This window comes from Variovorax paradoxus NBRC 15149 (assembly GCF_001591365.1).
In the GTDB taxonomy this organism is placed as follows: Bacteria; Pseudomonadota; Gammaproteobacteria; order Burkholderiales; family Burkholderiaceae_C; genus Variovorax; species Variovorax paradoxus.
Genome location: NZ_BCUT01000002.1, coordinates 508,616 through 522,698, shown reverse-complemented (window position 1 = coordinate 522,698; position 14,083 = coordinate 508,616). Strand labels below are relative to the sequence as shown.

At 66.6% G+C, this 14,083-nt stretch carries 15 protein-coding genes; 10 read left to right on the top strand and 5 right to left on the bottom strand.

Annotated features, from left to right (window positions below; translation table 11 throughout):
* Window positions 1-6: 6 nt before the first annotated feature.
* The 3 genes from VPA02S_RS17255 to VPA02S_RS17245 all read right to left on the bottom strand — a co-directional run bounded on the left by VPA02S_RS17255 (window position 7) and on the right by VPA02S_RS17245 (window position 2,635).
* Window positions 7-1,020 carry a Bug family tripartite tricarboxylate transporter substrate binding protein gene (locus VPA02S_RS17255; RefSeq protein WP_062364920.1) on the bottom strand — a complete coding sequence of 338 codons (1,014 nt, stop codon included), beginning with the start codon at window positions 1,018-1,020 and terminating at the stop codon, window positions 7-9.
* A gap of 135 nt (window positions 1,021-1,155) precedes the next feature.
* Window positions 1,156-2,055 (bottom strand): LysR family transcriptional regulator, encoded by a 900-nt coding sequence (locus VPA02S_RS17250; RefSeq protein WP_062364919.1) that lies wholly within the window; start codon window positions 2,053-2,055, stop codon window positions 1,156-1,158.
* An 85-nt stretch (window positions 2,056-2,140) separates the two neighbouring features.
* Window positions 2,141-2,635 (bottom strand): pentapeptide repeat-containing protein, encoded by a 495-nt coding sequence (locus VPA02S_RS17245; protein ID WP_062364918.1) that lies wholly within the window; start codon window positions 2,633-2,635, stop codon window positions 2,141-2,143.
* Between the two features lie 370 nt (window positions 2,636-3,005).
* Between VPA02S_RS17245 and VPA02S_RS17240 the strand changes: the two genes are divergently transcribed.
* The 8 genes from VPA02S_RS17240 to VPA02S_RS17205 all read left to right on the top strand — a co-directional run bounded on the left by VPA02S_RS17240 (window position 3,006) and on the right by VPA02S_RS17205 (window position 10,613).
* Complete coding sequence (locus VPA02S_RS17240) at window positions 3,006-3,239, top strand: hypothetical protein (RefSeq protein WP_062364917.1); 234 nt, start codon at window positions 3,006-3,008, stop codon at window positions 3,237-3,239.
* 183 nt (window positions 3,240-3,422) lie between these two features.
* Window positions 3,423-3,905, top strand: a complete 483-nt coding sequence (locus VPA02S_RS17235) for an Hcp family type VI secretion system effector (RefSeq protein WP_012745360.1) — start codon at window positions 3,423-3,425, stop codon at window positions 3,903-3,905.
* A 14-nt stretch (window positions 3,906-3,919) separates the two neighbouring features.
* A complete protein-coding gene (locus VPA02S_RS17230; RefSeq protein WP_062364916.1) occupies window positions 3,920-6,181 on the top strand; it encodes a type VI secretion system Vgr family protein in 2,262 nt (753 codons plus the stop codon).
* Between the two features lie 9 nt (window positions 6,182-6,190).
* Window positions 6,191-7,531, top strand: coding sequence for a DUF2169 family type VI secretion system accessory protein (locus VPA02S_RS17225; protein WP_062364915.1), 1,341 nt, complete (start codon window positions 6,191-6,193; stop codon window positions 7,529-7,531).
* A complete protein-coding gene (locus tag VPA02S_RS17220) occupies window positions 7,528-7,884 on the top strand; it encodes a DUF4150 domain-containing protein (protein ID WP_062364914.1) in 357 nt (118 codons plus the stop codon). The genes VPA02S_RS17225 and VPA02S_RS17220 overlap by 4 nt, the downstream gene beginning before the upstream one ends.
* A gap of 2 nt (window positions 7,885-7,886) precedes the next feature.
* Window positions 7,887-9,074, top strand: coding sequence for a hypothetical protein (locus VPA02S_RS17215; RefSeq protein WP_155736590.1), 1,188 nt, complete (start codon window positions 7,887-7,889; stop codon window positions 9,072-9,074).
* A gap of 23 nt (window positions 9,075-9,097) precedes the next feature.
* Entirely contained in the window at window positions 9,098-9,580 is a 483-nt protein-coding gene (locus VPA02S_RS17210; protein ID WP_062364912.1) for a hypothetical protein, read from the top strand.
* A gap of 25 nt (window positions 9,581-9,605) precedes the next feature.
* The gene (locus tag VPA02S_RS17205) at window positions 9,606-10,613 is read left to right on the top strand and encodes a hypothetical protein (RefSeq protein ID WP_062364911.1); all 1,008 of its coding nucleotides are present in this window, start codon (window positions 9,606-9,608) and stop codon (window positions 10,611-10,613) included.
* 51 nt (window positions 10,614-10,664) lie between these two features.
* Here the strand turns inward: VPA02S_RS17205 and VPA02S_RS17200 are convergent, their stop codons facing one another.
* Together VPA02S_RS17200 and VPA02S_RS17195 are read right to left on the bottom strand one after the other, a co-directional pair.
* A complete protein-coding gene (locus VPA02S_RS17200) occupies window positions 10,665-11,312 on the bottom strand; it encodes an ATPase (protein WP_062364910.1) in 648 nt (215 codons plus the stop codon).
* Window positions 11,312-11,659, bottom strand: coding sequence for a type II toxin-antitoxin system prevent-host-death family antitoxin (locus VPA02S_RS17195; protein WP_062364909.1), 348 nt, complete (start codon window positions 11,657-11,659; stop codon window positions 11,312-11,314). Before VPA02S_RS17195 ends, VPA02S_RS17200 begins: the two co-directional genes overlap by 1 nt.
* A 205-nt stretch (window positions 11,660-11,864) precedes the next feature.
* Here VPA02S_RS17195 and VPA02S_RS17190 point away from each other — a divergent pair, with 205 nt between their 5' ends.
* Together VPA02S_RS17190 and VPA02S_RS17185 are read left to right on the top strand one after the other, a co-directional pair.
* Entirely contained in the window at window positions 11,865-12,689 is an 825-nt protein-coding gene (locus VPA02S_RS17190; protein WP_062364908.1) for a universal stress protein, read from the top strand.
* Window positions 12,690-12,719: 30 nt separating this feature from the next.
* Window positions 12,720-14,072, top strand: a complete 1,353-nt coding sequence (locus VPA02S_RS17185) for an MBL fold metallo-hydrolase (RefSeq protein WP_062364907.1) — start codon at window positions 12,720-12,722, stop codon at window positions 14,070-14,072.
* The last annotated feature ends 11 nt before the right edge of the window (window positions 14,073-14,083 follow it).

Here is a 14,083-nt window from a genome sequence, read left to right as displayed (position 1 = left end):
TGCGCCTCAATCGACCTTGGCGCCCGAGTCCTTGACGACCTTGCCCCAGCGCACCGTTTCTTCGCGGATGTAGGCGCCGAACTCCTCCGGCGTGCTGCCCTTCACCTCGGCGCCCTGGCTCGCGAGCTTGCGCTTGACCTCGGGGTCTTGCAGCGCCTTGTTGAACGCCGCGTTGAGCCTTGTGACCACGTCTTTCGGCAGGCCGGCCGGGCCCGCAACGCCGAACCATGTCGCGGCCTCGAAGCCCTTGTAGCCCGACTCGTCCACCGTTGGCGCGCTCGGCAGGTCGGCGGTGCGCTTGCGCGAGGTGACGACGATCGGGCGCATCTTGCCGCTCTTGATGTGTCCGATCAGCGTCGGCACCGAGGACATGTACATCTGGATCTGGCCGCCGATCAGGTCGGTCGATCCCTGCGCGGCGCCCTTGTAGGGCACGTGCGTGAACCTGACGTCGGCGGTCTTCTGGAAGAGCTCGGTCGCCAGGTGCGCCACCGTGCCGCTGCCAGAGCTCGCGTAGTTGAGCGCCTCGGGCCTGGCCTTGGCTGCGGCCACCACGTCGGCCAATGTCTTGTACGGCGAGTCGGCCGCCACCACCAGCACCAGCGGTGCGCTGGCAACGAGGCCGATCGGCGCCAGATCCTTCTCGGGGTTGTAGGGCAGCCTGGCGTAGAGCGTGGGATTGATCGCCAGGTTGCTGGTCTGGCCGAGCACCAGCGTGTAGCCGTCGGGCGCCGCCTTGGCGGCCGCATCGACCCCGAGGTTGCCGCCCGAGCCGGGCTTGTTGTCGATGACGATCGACCAGCCGTTGCTGGTGGCGACCTTGTTGGCAACTTCACGCGCAATCAGGTCGGTGCCGCCCCCGGCTGGGAACGGCACGATCAGCCGGATCGGCCGCGACGGATAGGAGCCCTGCGCAAAGGCGCCGACGGGTGCGAGGAGGGTGGCGCCGGCAACCAGTGCTGCGGCGGCGATGGCGAGACGACGACGCGAAGCGCCGGCACGAAGCGGGAATGAGGGCATGAACTTGTCTCCTGTGGCCGAACTGCCCGGCCCTGTGAAGCGGGTCCGGTGCGTTCGATGGAGGCAAGTATTCGCGCTGGTTGGCTAGCGGTCCAATCGATAATTTCTTGGAATCGATAAATGCTGCTTGGGGTATCAGCGCGATCGAAAACGCCCGTGCCTGGCCAGCAGCACCACCAGGCGCTGCGCTGCCGGCGAGAGGTATCCGCTCTCTCGGTAGGTGACGACCATGCGCCGGCGCATGGTCACGCCCCGGACCTTGACCTCGCGCAGCGCCGCGCCCGAGCGGCCTTCCTGCAGGTGCAGCCGCGAGATGAAGCTCAGCAGGCCGGTCTCGTCGATCAGGCTCGGCAGCATCAGCAGCATCGTGCTTTCCACCTGCACCTGGGGCCGCGGCAGGTGGCTGCGGTCGAAGGTCTGGTCCAGCCAGTCGCGCGTTGGCGCGCCGGGCGGCTGCAGCACCCAGCGGTAGCCGGCCAGGTCCTTGAGCGTGGGCCTGGCCTTCTTGAAGATCTCGTGCGAGCTGGTCGCGGCAACGACGATCGGGTCCTCGGCGAGCAGCTTCGAGGTGAAGCCAGGCTCCTGCGTGCCCTCCGTGCCGACCATCAGGTCGATCTCGCCGGCCCGCAGCAGCGGCGTCAGGATGTCGCCCAGCGCCACCGTCGTGCGCAGCGTGATGCCCGGCGCCTCGCCCATCAGCTCACGCGCCGCCGGCGGAAGCAGGAACTGTGCGGCCGTGGGCACGATGCCGATGCGGATGTTGCCGGCCAGGCCGCGGCCGATGTCGCCGATCTCGCGGCGCGCGCTCTCCACGTCAAAGCGCGTGCGCTGCGCCCACTTGAGCAAGGCCTTGCCGGCGGCCGTGAGGCGGATGCCGCGGCCCGTTCGCTCGAACAGGGCCGCGCCGCAGGCCTCCTCCAGGCGCTTGACGCAGCTCGTCAGCGCAGGCTGCGTGCGGTGCAGCCGTTCCGAGGCGCGGCCCATGTGCTCGAGTTCGGCAATGACCTCGAAGTACTGCAGGTCGCGCAGGTCCAAAAAAACATCTCCTGGTTTGCTCTTGCGCGACGCGTGGCGTCGGCTGTTCGCAATATAGCGCCCTGCATCCTGGAAAGAAGGTGCGTCAGTTGATCCGGGCGTTGCGGAATTCCAGTTGCTCGAAGTTGCTGCCCGTGAAGTCGACCTGCTCGCCGAACAGGCCGTCGGCCTGTACGGTGGTTCCGGTGCAGCCCAGGATGGCAACCCGGGTCCAGTGGCTGCCGTCGAAATTCAGCCCCTCCCACTGGCAGTTGCTGAATCGGCAACCGCTGAGCCGGCTCTGCCGAAACTGGGATTGGGAGAACACGCAGTGGGTGAAGACGCAGTCGGTGAGGGCGATGCTCTCCAAGTCGCAACCGGAGAAGTTGCAGCCCGTGAACCCGCAGGAGCGCCAGACCGCCTGCCTGAAGGTGGTGGCCGTGAAGCTGCTGCCATTGAAAGTGGAATTGGCGAACTGGGCCAGGTTGAGATCGAGGCCGGCATAGGCAAAGCTGTCGGCCTGCCCGACCAGTCCGGCGGGCGCGCCTCCCATGCCTTTGCGCCAGAGGTCGTGGTCGGTGATGATTTGCTTGGAACTCATGAGTTGAAGAATGAGGGAGGAAATGGGCGCCAGCAACTGGCACGAACCGATCGTCGGGCCTCGCTTTATCGCATGCCGCCGCGTCAGCACACGAAAGTAGCAATGCATGCAGCTGGATGGATGCGCAACGCGTGAAAAAACGCACGCGCCAGCCGGGTGGATGAGTTTCGCTCGGTTACTCCGCAGTGCGCGGCCGTCCATCGCAAAGTCATCTGTCCTTCACGCCGGTGGGCAATACTGCAATGGATGCTCGTCGGCGCTGGTAGAGGTTGCCTTTGGCGCCCGCCTGCAGTGCGGGTCCTCGAGGCCGGCGGCATCCTCTTCATCGATCGCACATCAGGGCGATCACTGAACAAGGAAGGAGATTGCCATGACCATGGACCTGCTCCGAAGCATCGCATCGACCCGCCTGCCCAAATCGATCACCTCGCCTGAAGACATCGACAGGGTCAGGATTCTGAGAGCCGCCGGACTGGTGGTTGCATTCGTTCCCGCACCCTCGCGCCCACTGACTCTCTCGGGCATCGAGAAAGCCGCGCAGGTGCTGACCATCACGCAGAAGGGCTACGACGAGCTGCGGCGATCCTGCAATTCGCATGAATGAAGGCGCCGAAAAAATAATTCAAAAGCAATATCGCACCGGAAATTACTTCGTATTGCTGACGGAAAAAATTCACGAACGAGTTTTAAAAAAATCTTGAGGACAGTTTTGGTCATGCACGAGTAACGGACCCTTACTAGAGTCACGGCTGAGCAATGACTCTCAACGACCTCAGGAGAAATCACCATGGCAGTAGACATGTTCATGCGCGTCGAGGGCGCGAACGGCGAATCCAAGGACTCGAACCACAAGGACTGGACGGATATCAAGTCGTTCGCATGGGGAGCCACGCAGCCTGGCAACATGGTCAGCGGCGGCGGGGGCGGTGTGGGCAAGGCGAGCTTCAACGACCTGCAGGTGCTCGCACGCATCGACAAGGCGGCGCCGTCGGTGATGAAGAACTGCGCGAGCGGCAAACACCTGAGCAAGGTGGAAGTGTCGGTGTGCAAGGCCGGGGGCTCGCAGATCGAATACACGCGCGTCACGCTGGAAGAAGTGCTGGTCACCTCGGTGCAGTACTCGGCGGAGCAGGGCGGTGATGCGGTGCTGGTGCAGTTCGCCTTCCAGGCGGCCAAGGTCAAGCAGCAGTACTGGGAGCAGACCGACAAGGGCGGCAAGGGCGCCGAGACCGTGCTGGCCTGGAACATCAAGGAAAACCGGGAAGCCTGATTGATCCGGATCCCATGCCGACAGCTTCCGCGCAGCTGGCGCGTGTTCTCAGCATTTCATCGTCGGCCATGCCCATGCTGGGCGGCGAGCCGGCCCTGGAGCCCATCGCCATCGAAGGCGACGAAGGGCTCAGCAGGCTGTTCCACTACACCCTGACGCTGGCCACGCCCGAGCAGCCCGGCTACAACGAGCGCCAGGCCGCCAACGTGGCCATCAAGCAGCTGGTGGGCGAGGCGCTCACCGCGCACATCGTGCTCGACGGGCGCCCGGGCGCGGGCCCGCAGCAGCGCCACCTCTCGGGCCTCGTGACGCGCGTGCGCTTCCTGCGCCTGGAGAACCGGCGCGCGCTGTACGAAGCCGTGATCGAGCCCTGGCTCACCTTGGCCACGCGCACCAGCGACTACCGCATCTTCCAGAACCAGCACGTGCTGGACATCGTGCGCGAGGTGCTCGGCAAGTACGGCCTGCCCTTCGACGTGCGGGCGACGCGCAGCTATCCGGCGCGCGAGTTCCAGGTGCAGTACGGCGAGAGCGACCACGACTTCGTCGCGCGGCTGCTGCACGAGTGGGGCCTGTACTTCTTTTTCGAGCACGAAGAGAGCAGCCACAGGCTGGTCATCGTCGACGACATGGCGTCGCACCAGCCCTTTGCCCATGCAGGCTACCAGCGCATTCCCTTCCATGCAGCGGAAGCCACCGTGCGCGAGGAGCACTGCGACCGCTTCAATGCCTGCGAGGCGCTGCAAAGCGGCCGCTGGGTGACCAGCGACTTCGACTTCAAGCGCCCCAAGGCCGAGCTGCAGCAGGTCAGCGCCATGCCGCGCAAGACGGCGCAGGCCACCTGGGAGCGCTACGGCTGGCCGGGCGACTATGTGGTGGAGTCCGAAGGCGAGCAGCTGGTGCGCACGCGCATGGAAGAGACCGGCAGCCAGGGCGAGCGCGCCAGCGGCTCGGGCAACCTGCGCGCGGTGGTGCCGGGCTGCCTCGTCACGCTGGAGCGCCATCCCCAGAACGAGTCGAACCGCCAGTACCTGGTGACGGACGCCCGCCTGCGGCTGCAGGATGTGGGCGATGCCAGCGCGCAGCAGGAGTTCGAGTGCCGCGTCGATTTCGAGGTGGTCCCGGCGAGCAAGGTGTTCCGCGCACCGGCGCCGCCGGTGCCCAGGCCGCGCACCACCGGCCCGCAGACGGCGATCGTCACCGGCCCGGCCGGGCGCGAGATCTGGACCGACGAATACGGCCGCGTGAAGCTCAGCTTCCACTGGAACCGCTACTGCACGAAGGACGAGAACAGCTCGTGCTGGGTGCGCGTGTCCTCGCCCTGGGCCGGCACCAACTTCGGCGGCATCCAGATTCCGCGCATCGGCCAGGAGGTGATCGTCGACTTCGAGAACGGCGATCCCGACCGGCCCATCGTCACGGGACGCGTCTACAACGCCGACAACATGCCGCCGTGGACCCTGCCGGACAACGCCACGCAAAGCGGGCTGCTCACGCGCAGCTCCGAAGGCGCGACCGATGCCAACGCCAACGCGCTGCGCTTCGAGGACAAGAAGGGCCAGGAGCAGCTGTGGCTGCATGCGGAGCGCAACCAGGACATCGAGGTCGAGCGCGACGAGACGCACTGGGTGGGCAACGACCGCACCAAGACCATCGACCACGACGAGACCGTGCATGTGAAGCACGACCGCACGGAGACCGTCGACCACGACGAAACCATCACCGTGCACAACAACCGCACCGAGACGGTCGACGGCAACGAGACGATCACGATCCACAAGAACCGCACCGAGACCGTGGACCTCGACGAGACCATCACGGTGCACAAGAACCGCACCGAGACCGTCGACCTGAACGAGACCATCGGCATCGGCATGAATCGCACCGAGACGGTGGGCATGAACGAGACCATCGACATCGGCGACAACCGCGTGGTGACCATCGGCGGCAACAAGGCCGAGACGGTGGCCCTGGCCAAGGCCGAGACCATCGGCCTTGCCAAGGCGCTGACCATCGGCCTGGGCTACCAGGTGTCGGTGGGCGCGGCAATGAACACCAGCGTGGCGCTGATGCAGACCGAGCAGGTCGGGCAGTCCAAGCGCGTGGACGTGGGCCAGACGCTGACCCTGCAGGCCGGCGACCGCATCCAGCTGGTGTGCGGCAAGAGCTCGCTGGTCATGACCTCGGATGGCATGGTCACCATCAACGGCTCGTCGTTCGACTTCTCTGCCAGCGGGCCGGTGCAGGTCAGCGGCAAGGACATCGATCTCAATTGAGCGCGCTCCGTGGAGTTTCGCAATCTCACGCCCTTCGATGCGCTGTGCTTTCGCGCTGTCGATCAGGCCGATCGCGGCTACCGCGTCATTGCGATGAAGGTCGGCTATCGGCTGCGGCGCGATGCCTCGGGCCGCTGGAAGGCATGGGTCGACGACGATGATCCCGCGCCGCTGACGCTGGCCGATGAATACTGGGGCGAGGTCGGCGCCTCCAGCCCGCGCGAGGAAAGCGACCTGGCACCGTACAAGCCGCGCTGCGACGTGATCCTCAATGCCACGGCGCATGCGCCTGGCGGCATGGCGGCTTCCGAATGGGAAGTGCGCCTCAAGGTGGCCTCCAGGCGCCAGTGGATGCGGCCGCCCGAGCCGCCGAGGCCCTTGCACCCTGGCGCGCGATTGACGCCGCGCCAGCAGCAGGAGTGGGACGACGCGAAGCGCTGGACGCTGGCCCTGTCCACGCTCCACACGGTGCTCGACAAGAGGCTGTCGGTTCGCGGCCCGGCCGTGCTGTACCGGCGCGGCGGGCGCGAGTGGGCCCGCACCCATTCCGAACCCATTGCCAGCCTGCCGATGCGCTGGGAGCATGCCTTCGGTGGCCGCAGCCTGCTGCGCAAGGCCGATGCGCCCGAAGGCGAGCCGCCCCTTCGAGACGAGGTGTGCTTTTCCAACCCGCTCGGCCAAGGCTGGATCGAGCAGGGCTACCTCGAGCAGGCGCGCAAGGCGGGACGGCCGGACGTCGAGCGGCTGCTGGCGCCCCAGATCGAACCGGCCGGCATCTGCCTGCAGCAGCCGGTGGTCGCGCGGCATGCGGATGGCCCCCAGGACGCGCGCGCCATGGCCCAGGCGGCCGGCCGCTACGGCCAGGCCCCCGCGGGGCTCGGCGTGGTCGGGCGGGCATGGGCGCCGCGGCTCGCTCTGGCCGGCACCTGCGACGAGCAATGGCTGCAACACCGCCATCCGGGGCTGCCCGGGGATTTCGACTTTGGCTACTGGAATGCGGCGCCGGCCGATCAGCAGGTTCCCTATCTGTCGCCCGACGCCCGGATCGATCTGTGGAACCTCACCGATCCGGCCCTGACGCCGGACGGCCATCTCTCGGTGGCGCTGCCGGGGCATCGCGCCCTCGTGCTGCTGCGGCTCGACAGCGGCGCGCTCGTGCCTATGCCGATGATGACCGACACGCTGCTGGTGGATGCGCAGCAGCTGACGCTCACGCTGGTGCATCGGCTGTGCCTTCCGGCCGATGCGCCGCTGCGCGTCGCCGAGGCGCGGTTCGAGACCGACCCGCAGGCGCCGCTGGTTCGCCCTGCGCGTGCGGCCGGAACCGGTGTGCCGGAGCCCGTGCGATGAGCGCCAACGTCGTCGCGCGCAAGCAGGGAGGTTGGAAGGTCGTGAGCATCGCCCCCGACTTCTGCAAGACCCCCATGGGCAGTTCGATTCCGCCGGTTCCTTATCCGGTGACGGCGCAGCTCCAGGCCACGACGGGCATCGCCAGGAGCGTGCGCGCGAACGGACATCCGGTGGTGGTCTACGACATGAGCATCGTCCCCACGACGATCGGCGATGCCGCCGGAACCGCCAAGGGCGTCAAGAGCGGGACCGTGCAGGGCAAGTGCTATCCGAAGGATCACAGCAGCACCGTGCGTGCCGAGGGCAAGCTGGTCGTGCGCCATGACGATCTCTTCTGGATGAATGGGAGATAGCGGTGGTCGTAACCCTCAACGTTGGCAGAGGGAAGATTGCCCGAGCACTTCCAAATGGCAATACGCTGAACGTTCAGCCGAATGCAGACACAGTCAATGTTCAGGAATGGATTGGCCAGGACGGACTTGGAGAGCGGATTTCAGATCGCTATCTGAGCTATGACGAATACGACGAGTACCGGCGCCGGAATCCGGATCTCGATCTTCCCGAATACCACCCGCCCAAGATCCGCAAGCCCGGCACGAACGCCAACGGCAACACCGTCGGCGCCGTGGTGGGGGAGACGCCTTCGGCGAAAGTCCAGGCGGCGCAGGCCAACCCGCCCGTGCAGGCCGAGACGCCCAAGGAAGAGGGCTGGTGGGGCAGCTGGGGCAGCTCGGTGGTGCACACGGTGCTCGACGTCGGAGGTGCCATTCCGGTCGTCGGGATCTTCTCGGACGGCCTCAATGCGGGCATCTACGCGGCCGAGGGCGACTACGCCAATGCGGCGATCTCCGGGGTTTCGGCCGCCGCCAATCTGATCCCCGGCGGCGGAGCCGCCGCCAAGGCCGGCAAGCTGGCCTATGCCGGCGGCAAGATGGCCCTCAAGGAGGCGGAAAAGGAAGTTGCCGAAGGTCTTGCGAAGAAGACCGCAAGGGAACTCGAGGAAGCGGCTGCAAAGAAGACCGGAAAAGAGGCGCAGACCGGCGGCGGCGGGTCGAAGAACAACGACACGCAGGTCAAGAAGAAGGTCAAGCCCAAGCCGAAGTGCGGACAGCAAGGTCCTTACAAGGATCGCAACAATCACGACAATGCCGGGATGAACTGGGATCACGTGCCGTCCCAGGCAGCGCTGCTGAAGGCGGCCCGCCAGACCAAGGGCGCGGCCCTGACGCCCGCGGAAATCAAGGCCGTCGTCGACAACGCGCCGACCATTGCGATACCGGCCCAGCTTCATCAAAAGCACAGCGAAACCTATGGCGGGCGGCAGCATCAGAGTGTCGACGGCGTGAAGCGTCCCGCGCGGGACGCGTCGGATCTGCAGCGGGCCGCCAAGGAGAACACCGATAAGATTTTGGACGCCATCGACAAATACGATCCCGGCTGCAAGGGGGCCTATCGCGATGCCGCCAGGAAAATCACGGACATGACCAACGATGACTGGAAGAAATGGCTCAAGAAGACCATGAAATCCGCATCGGAAGACTGAACAGGACAGGAGCAGGAACGACCATGACGCTGAATGAACTATTGCCTTTCTTTGGTGCTTCAGAGCTGGATGCAGGGCTCGCGCAGCTGCTGAAATCCGCCGGCTCGGACATCGGCTCGATTTCCAAGAAGAAGCTTCGCGTGCAGGGCATGGAGGGCATCGAACTCCACGACAAGGGCCTGGCGCTGACATTCAATGAGCGAGAGGACTACATCGAGACCTACGGCACGCCCAAGGATGCGGGCGAGGCGATCCTGGTGGCCGCGTTTGCCTATGGCGCGGGCAGCAAGACCTTCAAGCCCTATGCGGGGCCGATTCCCTTCAGCAAGGGCCCGATCGCCAATCGGGAAGATGCGCTTCGCGAATTCGGTGCCCCGCAGCAAACCGAGGAAGAAGACGATGTGGTGGAGTGGGACCAATGGATCAAGGACGGGCTGCAGGTGCGCACAACGTACCGGGACGATGGTTCGGTGAAGAACATTTCGTTCTCGGTCCCCTTCAAGTAAAGCCTTGCGCGCACCGGTTCGATCGATGAACAGCCAGGCCAGCGCTTTCGAAGCCGCCAACTACCTGCTGGGCCGCGCCTGGGAGGACGCCCGGGTGCAAGCGCTGGTCGAAGGTTGGGAGCAACTCGACTGGATGGATGACGAAGATCTGAAGAAGGCTCGAACGGATCACCGCCTGTCCCTGATGAATCCGGCGCAAGGCATCTACCTGTTCTTTACCGATCCTGGCAGCCACGAAGCGTGCTACGGGGCACCTTCCGGCAAGGGCGGCCTGATACTGAGCCGGGTCTCGCTGCTTTTGCACTTTCATCCGCGATGGACCCCGTATGCGGGAAGCCTGCCGCTTGCGCTTCACGCGGACGACATTGCTGGCGACGTGCTGCAGCGCCTGGGCCAGCCGGCGGAGCTCTGGCGAGTCGGGCTGAACGTCTCGAAGGCGCGGTGGTCGTCGGCGCAGGCCGAGGTCGATGTGAGCTTCGAGCGCGGCACGGGGCGGCTCAAGCTCGTGACGATGACGCGGCCTCGCGTGGCGCAGGCGCCCGTCATTGCCGTGCCATCACCCGAGCAGCTGGCAAGGCAATTCGGGCGACCTCTGGCCGAGTTGCAGCATGACGCGCATTTCGCGCCTTTTTCCCTGGCCCGAAGGGCCCGCGAGATCGCGGAGTACGGCGAGGCCGACTGCTCGGAGGAGCTCGGCATCGAGCTTTATTTCAAGCCGGGCGCGGAGATGGCTGACACCGTGCCCGGCGCTCCCCGAAATGCCGAACCCTGTCTGAGTGGACTGCGCTACCGCGCAGACCTGGACTTTCAGAGCACCGGCTACGCAGGTCCCCTGCCGTGGGGCTTGCGGATGAGCGATACCCTGGATGTTGCGATGGCCAAGGCCGCATCGCGCCCGTTCAAGGAGGCCTTGAGCGACGTCGACGGCTATCAGCTGTGGCGCACCGAGCTTTGCGACGTCCACGTGCTCTACAGTTTCCTGGAAGACCGCATCTACCGCGTCACCTTGCTGGCGCATGGATGCTATGACTAGAAGCCCGGGCACGGTGCGACCGGCTGCCGGGGCACGCGCCGCGGCAACGCGTCAGCCCAGCAGCTCGATCGCCGCCTGAACAATGGGCCGTGCCCAGGCCGGCGTGGCCGCGAGCGCGGCCAGGTCGCCCGGCTGCGGAAAGACGGGCTCGCCCGCGCTCAGTTCGAGCACCAGCACCGGGTCCGCAATGTCGCCGCCGGGCGGTGCCTCCGCGCTGTTGTCGAAGACCTGCAGCCGCGTGAGCTTGGGCAGCAGCTTGATGAGGTTGGCGCGCGAGGCGATCCAGCGCTCGCGGATCTTGGCCTCCGGAATGTCGTGGCCGCCGCGCGCCACGCGCGCCCGCACGCGGGCGATGTGCTGCTCGGGCGAAGAGAGCCCGCAGAAGATCATGACCACGTCGTGGCTCGACGCGGCGCGCGCGAGCAGCGCGGGAATGGTGCTCGCGCCCAGCGTGGTCTCGAAGGCGTAGTTGGAACGCTGCGAGATCGCGGCCTCCAGCCGCTCGCGGCCGAGGTTCCATGCGCGGGCGTTCGCCTCTTCGGGCGTGAGTCCGAGCTGCGCGATGAGCTCCCGCGCGCAGGTGTCCGGGTTGAACCAGGTCAGGCCGTGCTCGGCGAGCAGGGCGCCGCCGACCGAGCTCTTGCCCGCACCGTTGACGCCGGCCAGCACCAGGATGAAGGGGCGGGCGGCCGCCGCCATCAGAAGGTGTCGCCTGCCTTGGGACGGCGCCCGAGCTTGCCCTTGGCGGCGAACAGCTTGCCCACCTGCGCGGCCGCTTCGGGCTGCTGCAGCACGCCCAGGCGCACGTCGAAGCGGCGCCCGAGTTCGTCGAGCACCGACTGCTCGCGCGCCTTGAGCGCCTGTGCGTCTTCCACCAGCTGGTTGTAGGTGGCCGCGGTCAGCAGCACCATCTCCACCGTCGAATGGTTGGTCACGGCCAGGCTGCCGGTCTTCTGGACCTGGCGGACCACGTCGCCCCAGCGGTTCTTGACCTGGGATGCGTTCTGACGCGGCAGTTCATCGAGATTGGGCAGGATGGCGGCCATGGGGTGCTCCTTTGGCGCCATTATGGCAAAAATAGCAAAAATGGACAAAAGGCCCGAGAGAAGCCATTTTTTGGCAGGCCGGATGACGCTGCCGTCGCCCGGATTGATATGGCGCAAGGCCCGCGCCGTCCGCGGAGCCTAAGGTCTGCGAATACGCCCGCACATGGGTCGCCACATGGGCCGCATTTCCTAAGGAGCTCCCGCCATGCAGACCCCCAAATCGATTCTCCTGCACCTCGACGGCTCGGCGCGCACCGCGGAGCGAATCGCCTTCGCGCGCAGCCTGGCCGAGGCTTTCGACGCGCAAGTGACGGGTGCGCCGTGCACCCTGCCCGCGCTCATGCGCTATCCGTTCGCGCTGGAGGGCGCTGCAGAGGCCGTCGCGATCATGCAGCAGAGCGACAAGGCCGCGCGGGACAGGATGTACGCGAGCTTCACGGCCCAGGCCGCCGGCTCGCCCCGCATGCACTGGACCGAACAGGAGAGCGACGCGCCATGGGGCTTCGCCCGCCGCGCCCTGTACGCCGACCTGGTGATCCTGGGGCAGCGCCATCCTGAAGATCCCATGGCCTCCGAACTGCCCGGCGACTTCCTGCCGCACCTGCTGGTGGAAAGCGGACGGCCCGCACTGGTGCTGCCCTATGCGGGGCCGCTGGTTGCGGCGCCCGGCACCGTGCTGCTGGCATGGAAGGAAACCCCCGAGGCCGCGCGCGCGGTGTCGGCCGCGCTGCCCTGGCTGCGCACTGCCTCGCGGGTCCACGCGGCCTGCTATGGCGAGGACGCCGGAGCATCCCTGAAGCAGCTGCAGCGCTATCTTGCCGGGCAGGGGGTTGCCGATGTCTCGCCGCATGCGGACGGCAGCGGCGAAGGGGACGCCGGCAACCGGCTGCTGTCCTTGGCTGCGGATCTTGGCGCGGGCATGCTCGTGATGGGCTGCTACGGCCACAGCCGGGCGCGCGAATGGATACTGGGCGGCGCCACGCGCACGATGCTCGAGTCGATGACGCTGCCGGTGCTGATGTCGCACTGACGGCGAACTGTCCCAACTGCAGGAGCAGCCATGCGCATCGATTTCCTGGGGGGCACCGGCACCGTGACCGGTTCCAAGTACCTGCTGACGCACGAAGGCCGGCGGCTGCTGGTGGACTGCGGTCTGTTCCAGGGGCTCAAGCAGCTGCGGCTGCGCAATTGGGACGCGCTGCCCTTCGACGCGTCGGCCATCGACGCCGTGCTGCTGACGCACGCCCACATGGACCACAGCGGCTTCGTGCCGCGGCTCGTGAAGCTCGGCTTCGATGGAAAGGTGTATTGCACGGCCGCCACGCGCGAGTTGTGCGAGCTGCTGCTGCCCGATTCGGGCCGGCTGCAAGAGGAAGAAGCCGACTTTTCCAACCGGCACGGGTTCTCGAAGCACAAGCCGGCGCTGCCGCTCTACACCGAGCAGGAAGCGCGTGCCGCGCTGAAGCGCTTCGAATGCGTCGCCTTCGACGAAGAATGCTCGCCTTGGCAGGGCTGGTCATGGCGGCTCGCGCGCGCCGGCCACATCCTGGGCGCGGGCAGCGTGCGCGTGGCATGGGAGGAAGGCAGCATCCTGTTCTCGGGCGACCTGGGCCGCAGCGACGACCTGGTGATGCGGCCGCCGCAGCAGGCCGCGCCGGCGGACTACGTGGTGGTGGAGTCCACCTATGGCAACCGCCGGCACCTGCAGGCGGATACGCTCGGCGAACTGGCCGCGGTGATCAACCGCACGGCCGCGCGTGGCGGGGTGCTGGTGGTGCCGGCCTTCGCGGTGGGCCGCGCCCAGACCCTGCTGCACTGCATCCAGCTGCTCAAGCGCGAAGGCCGCATCCCGGACATGCCGGTGTACCTGAACAGCCCCATGGCCGCGGATGCCACGCGCCTCTACAAGGCGCACCTGGACGAGCACCGCATGAGCGCCGAGCAATGCGCCGAGATGAGCGGCAAGACCATCATCGTCAACACGCTGGAAGAATCCAAGCGCCTGAACAGGCTGAGCTCTCCATCGATCATCGTGTCGGCCAGCGGCATGGCCGCCGGCGGCCGCGTGCTGCATCACCTGAAAGCCTACGCGCCCGATGCGCGCAACACGATCCTGTTCGCGGGTTTCCAGGCTGCGGGCACCCGCGGCGCGGCGCTGGTGGGCGGTGCGGATTCGGTCAAGATCCATGGCAGCTACGTGCCGGTCCGCGCCGAAGTGGCGAACCTCGAGACCCTGTCCGCCCATGCCGACCGCGAACAGCTGCTGGCCTGGCTCTCGCCGCAGAAAGCGCCGCGGCGTGTGTTCGTGACGCACGGGGAGCCCGTGGCCGCCGATGCGCTGCGGCTGGCGATCGAGGAGCGCTACGGCTGGCCGTGCACTGTTCCGGAATACCGCGAATCGCGGGAGCTGTGAAGGGGCTGCAG

Coding starts and splice junctions, on each gene's coding strand:
- VPA02S_RS17245 (WP_062364918.1), bottom strand. CDS start 2,635: ATGAGTTCCAAGCAAATCATCACCGACCACGACCTCTGGCGCAAAGGC.
- VPA02S_RS17220 (WP_062364914.1), top strand. CDS start 7,528: ATGAGCGCCAACGTCGTCGCGCGCAAGCAGGGAGGTTGGAAGGTCGTG.
- VPA02S_RS17195 (WP_062364909.1), bottom strand. CDS start 11,659: ATGGCCGCCATCCTGCCCAATCTCGATGAACTGCCGCGTCAGAACGCA.
- VPA02S_RS17185 (WP_062364907.1), top strand. CDS start 12,720: ATGCGCATCGATTTCCTGGGGGGCACCGGCACCGTGACCGGTTCCAAG.
- VPA02S_RS17230 (WP_062364916.1), top strand. CDS start 3,920: ATGCCGACAGCTTCCGCGCAGCTGGCGCGTGTTCTCAGCATTTCATCG.
- VPA02S_RS17190 (WP_062364908.1), top strand. CDS start 11,865: ATGCAGACCCCCAAATCGATTCTCCTGCACCTCGACGGCTCGGCGCGC.
- VPA02S_RS17210 (WP_062364912.1), top strand. CDS start 9,098: ATGACGCTGAATGAACTATTGCCTTTCTTTGGTGCTTCAGAGCTGGAT.
- VPA02S_RS17235 (WP_012745360.1), top strand. CDS start 3,423: ATGGCAGTAGACATGTTCATGCGCGTCGAGGGCGCGAACGGCGAATCC.
- VPA02S_RS17205 (WP_062364911.1), top strand. CDS start 9,606: ATGAACAGCCAGGCCAGCGCTTTCGAAGCCGCCAACTACCTGCTGGGC.
- VPA02S_RS17200 (WP_062364910.1), bottom strand. CDS start 11,312: ATGGCGGCGGCCGCCCGCCCCTTCATCCTGGTGCTGGCCGGCGTCAAC.
- VPA02S_RS17240 (WP_062364917.1), top strand. CDS start 3,006: ATGACCATGGACCTGCTCCGAAGCATCGCATCGACCCGCCTGCCCAAA.
- VPA02S_RS17255 (WP_062364920.1), bottom strand. CDS start 1,020: ATGCCCTCATTCCCGCTTCGTGCCGGCGCTTCGCGTCGTCGTCTCGCC.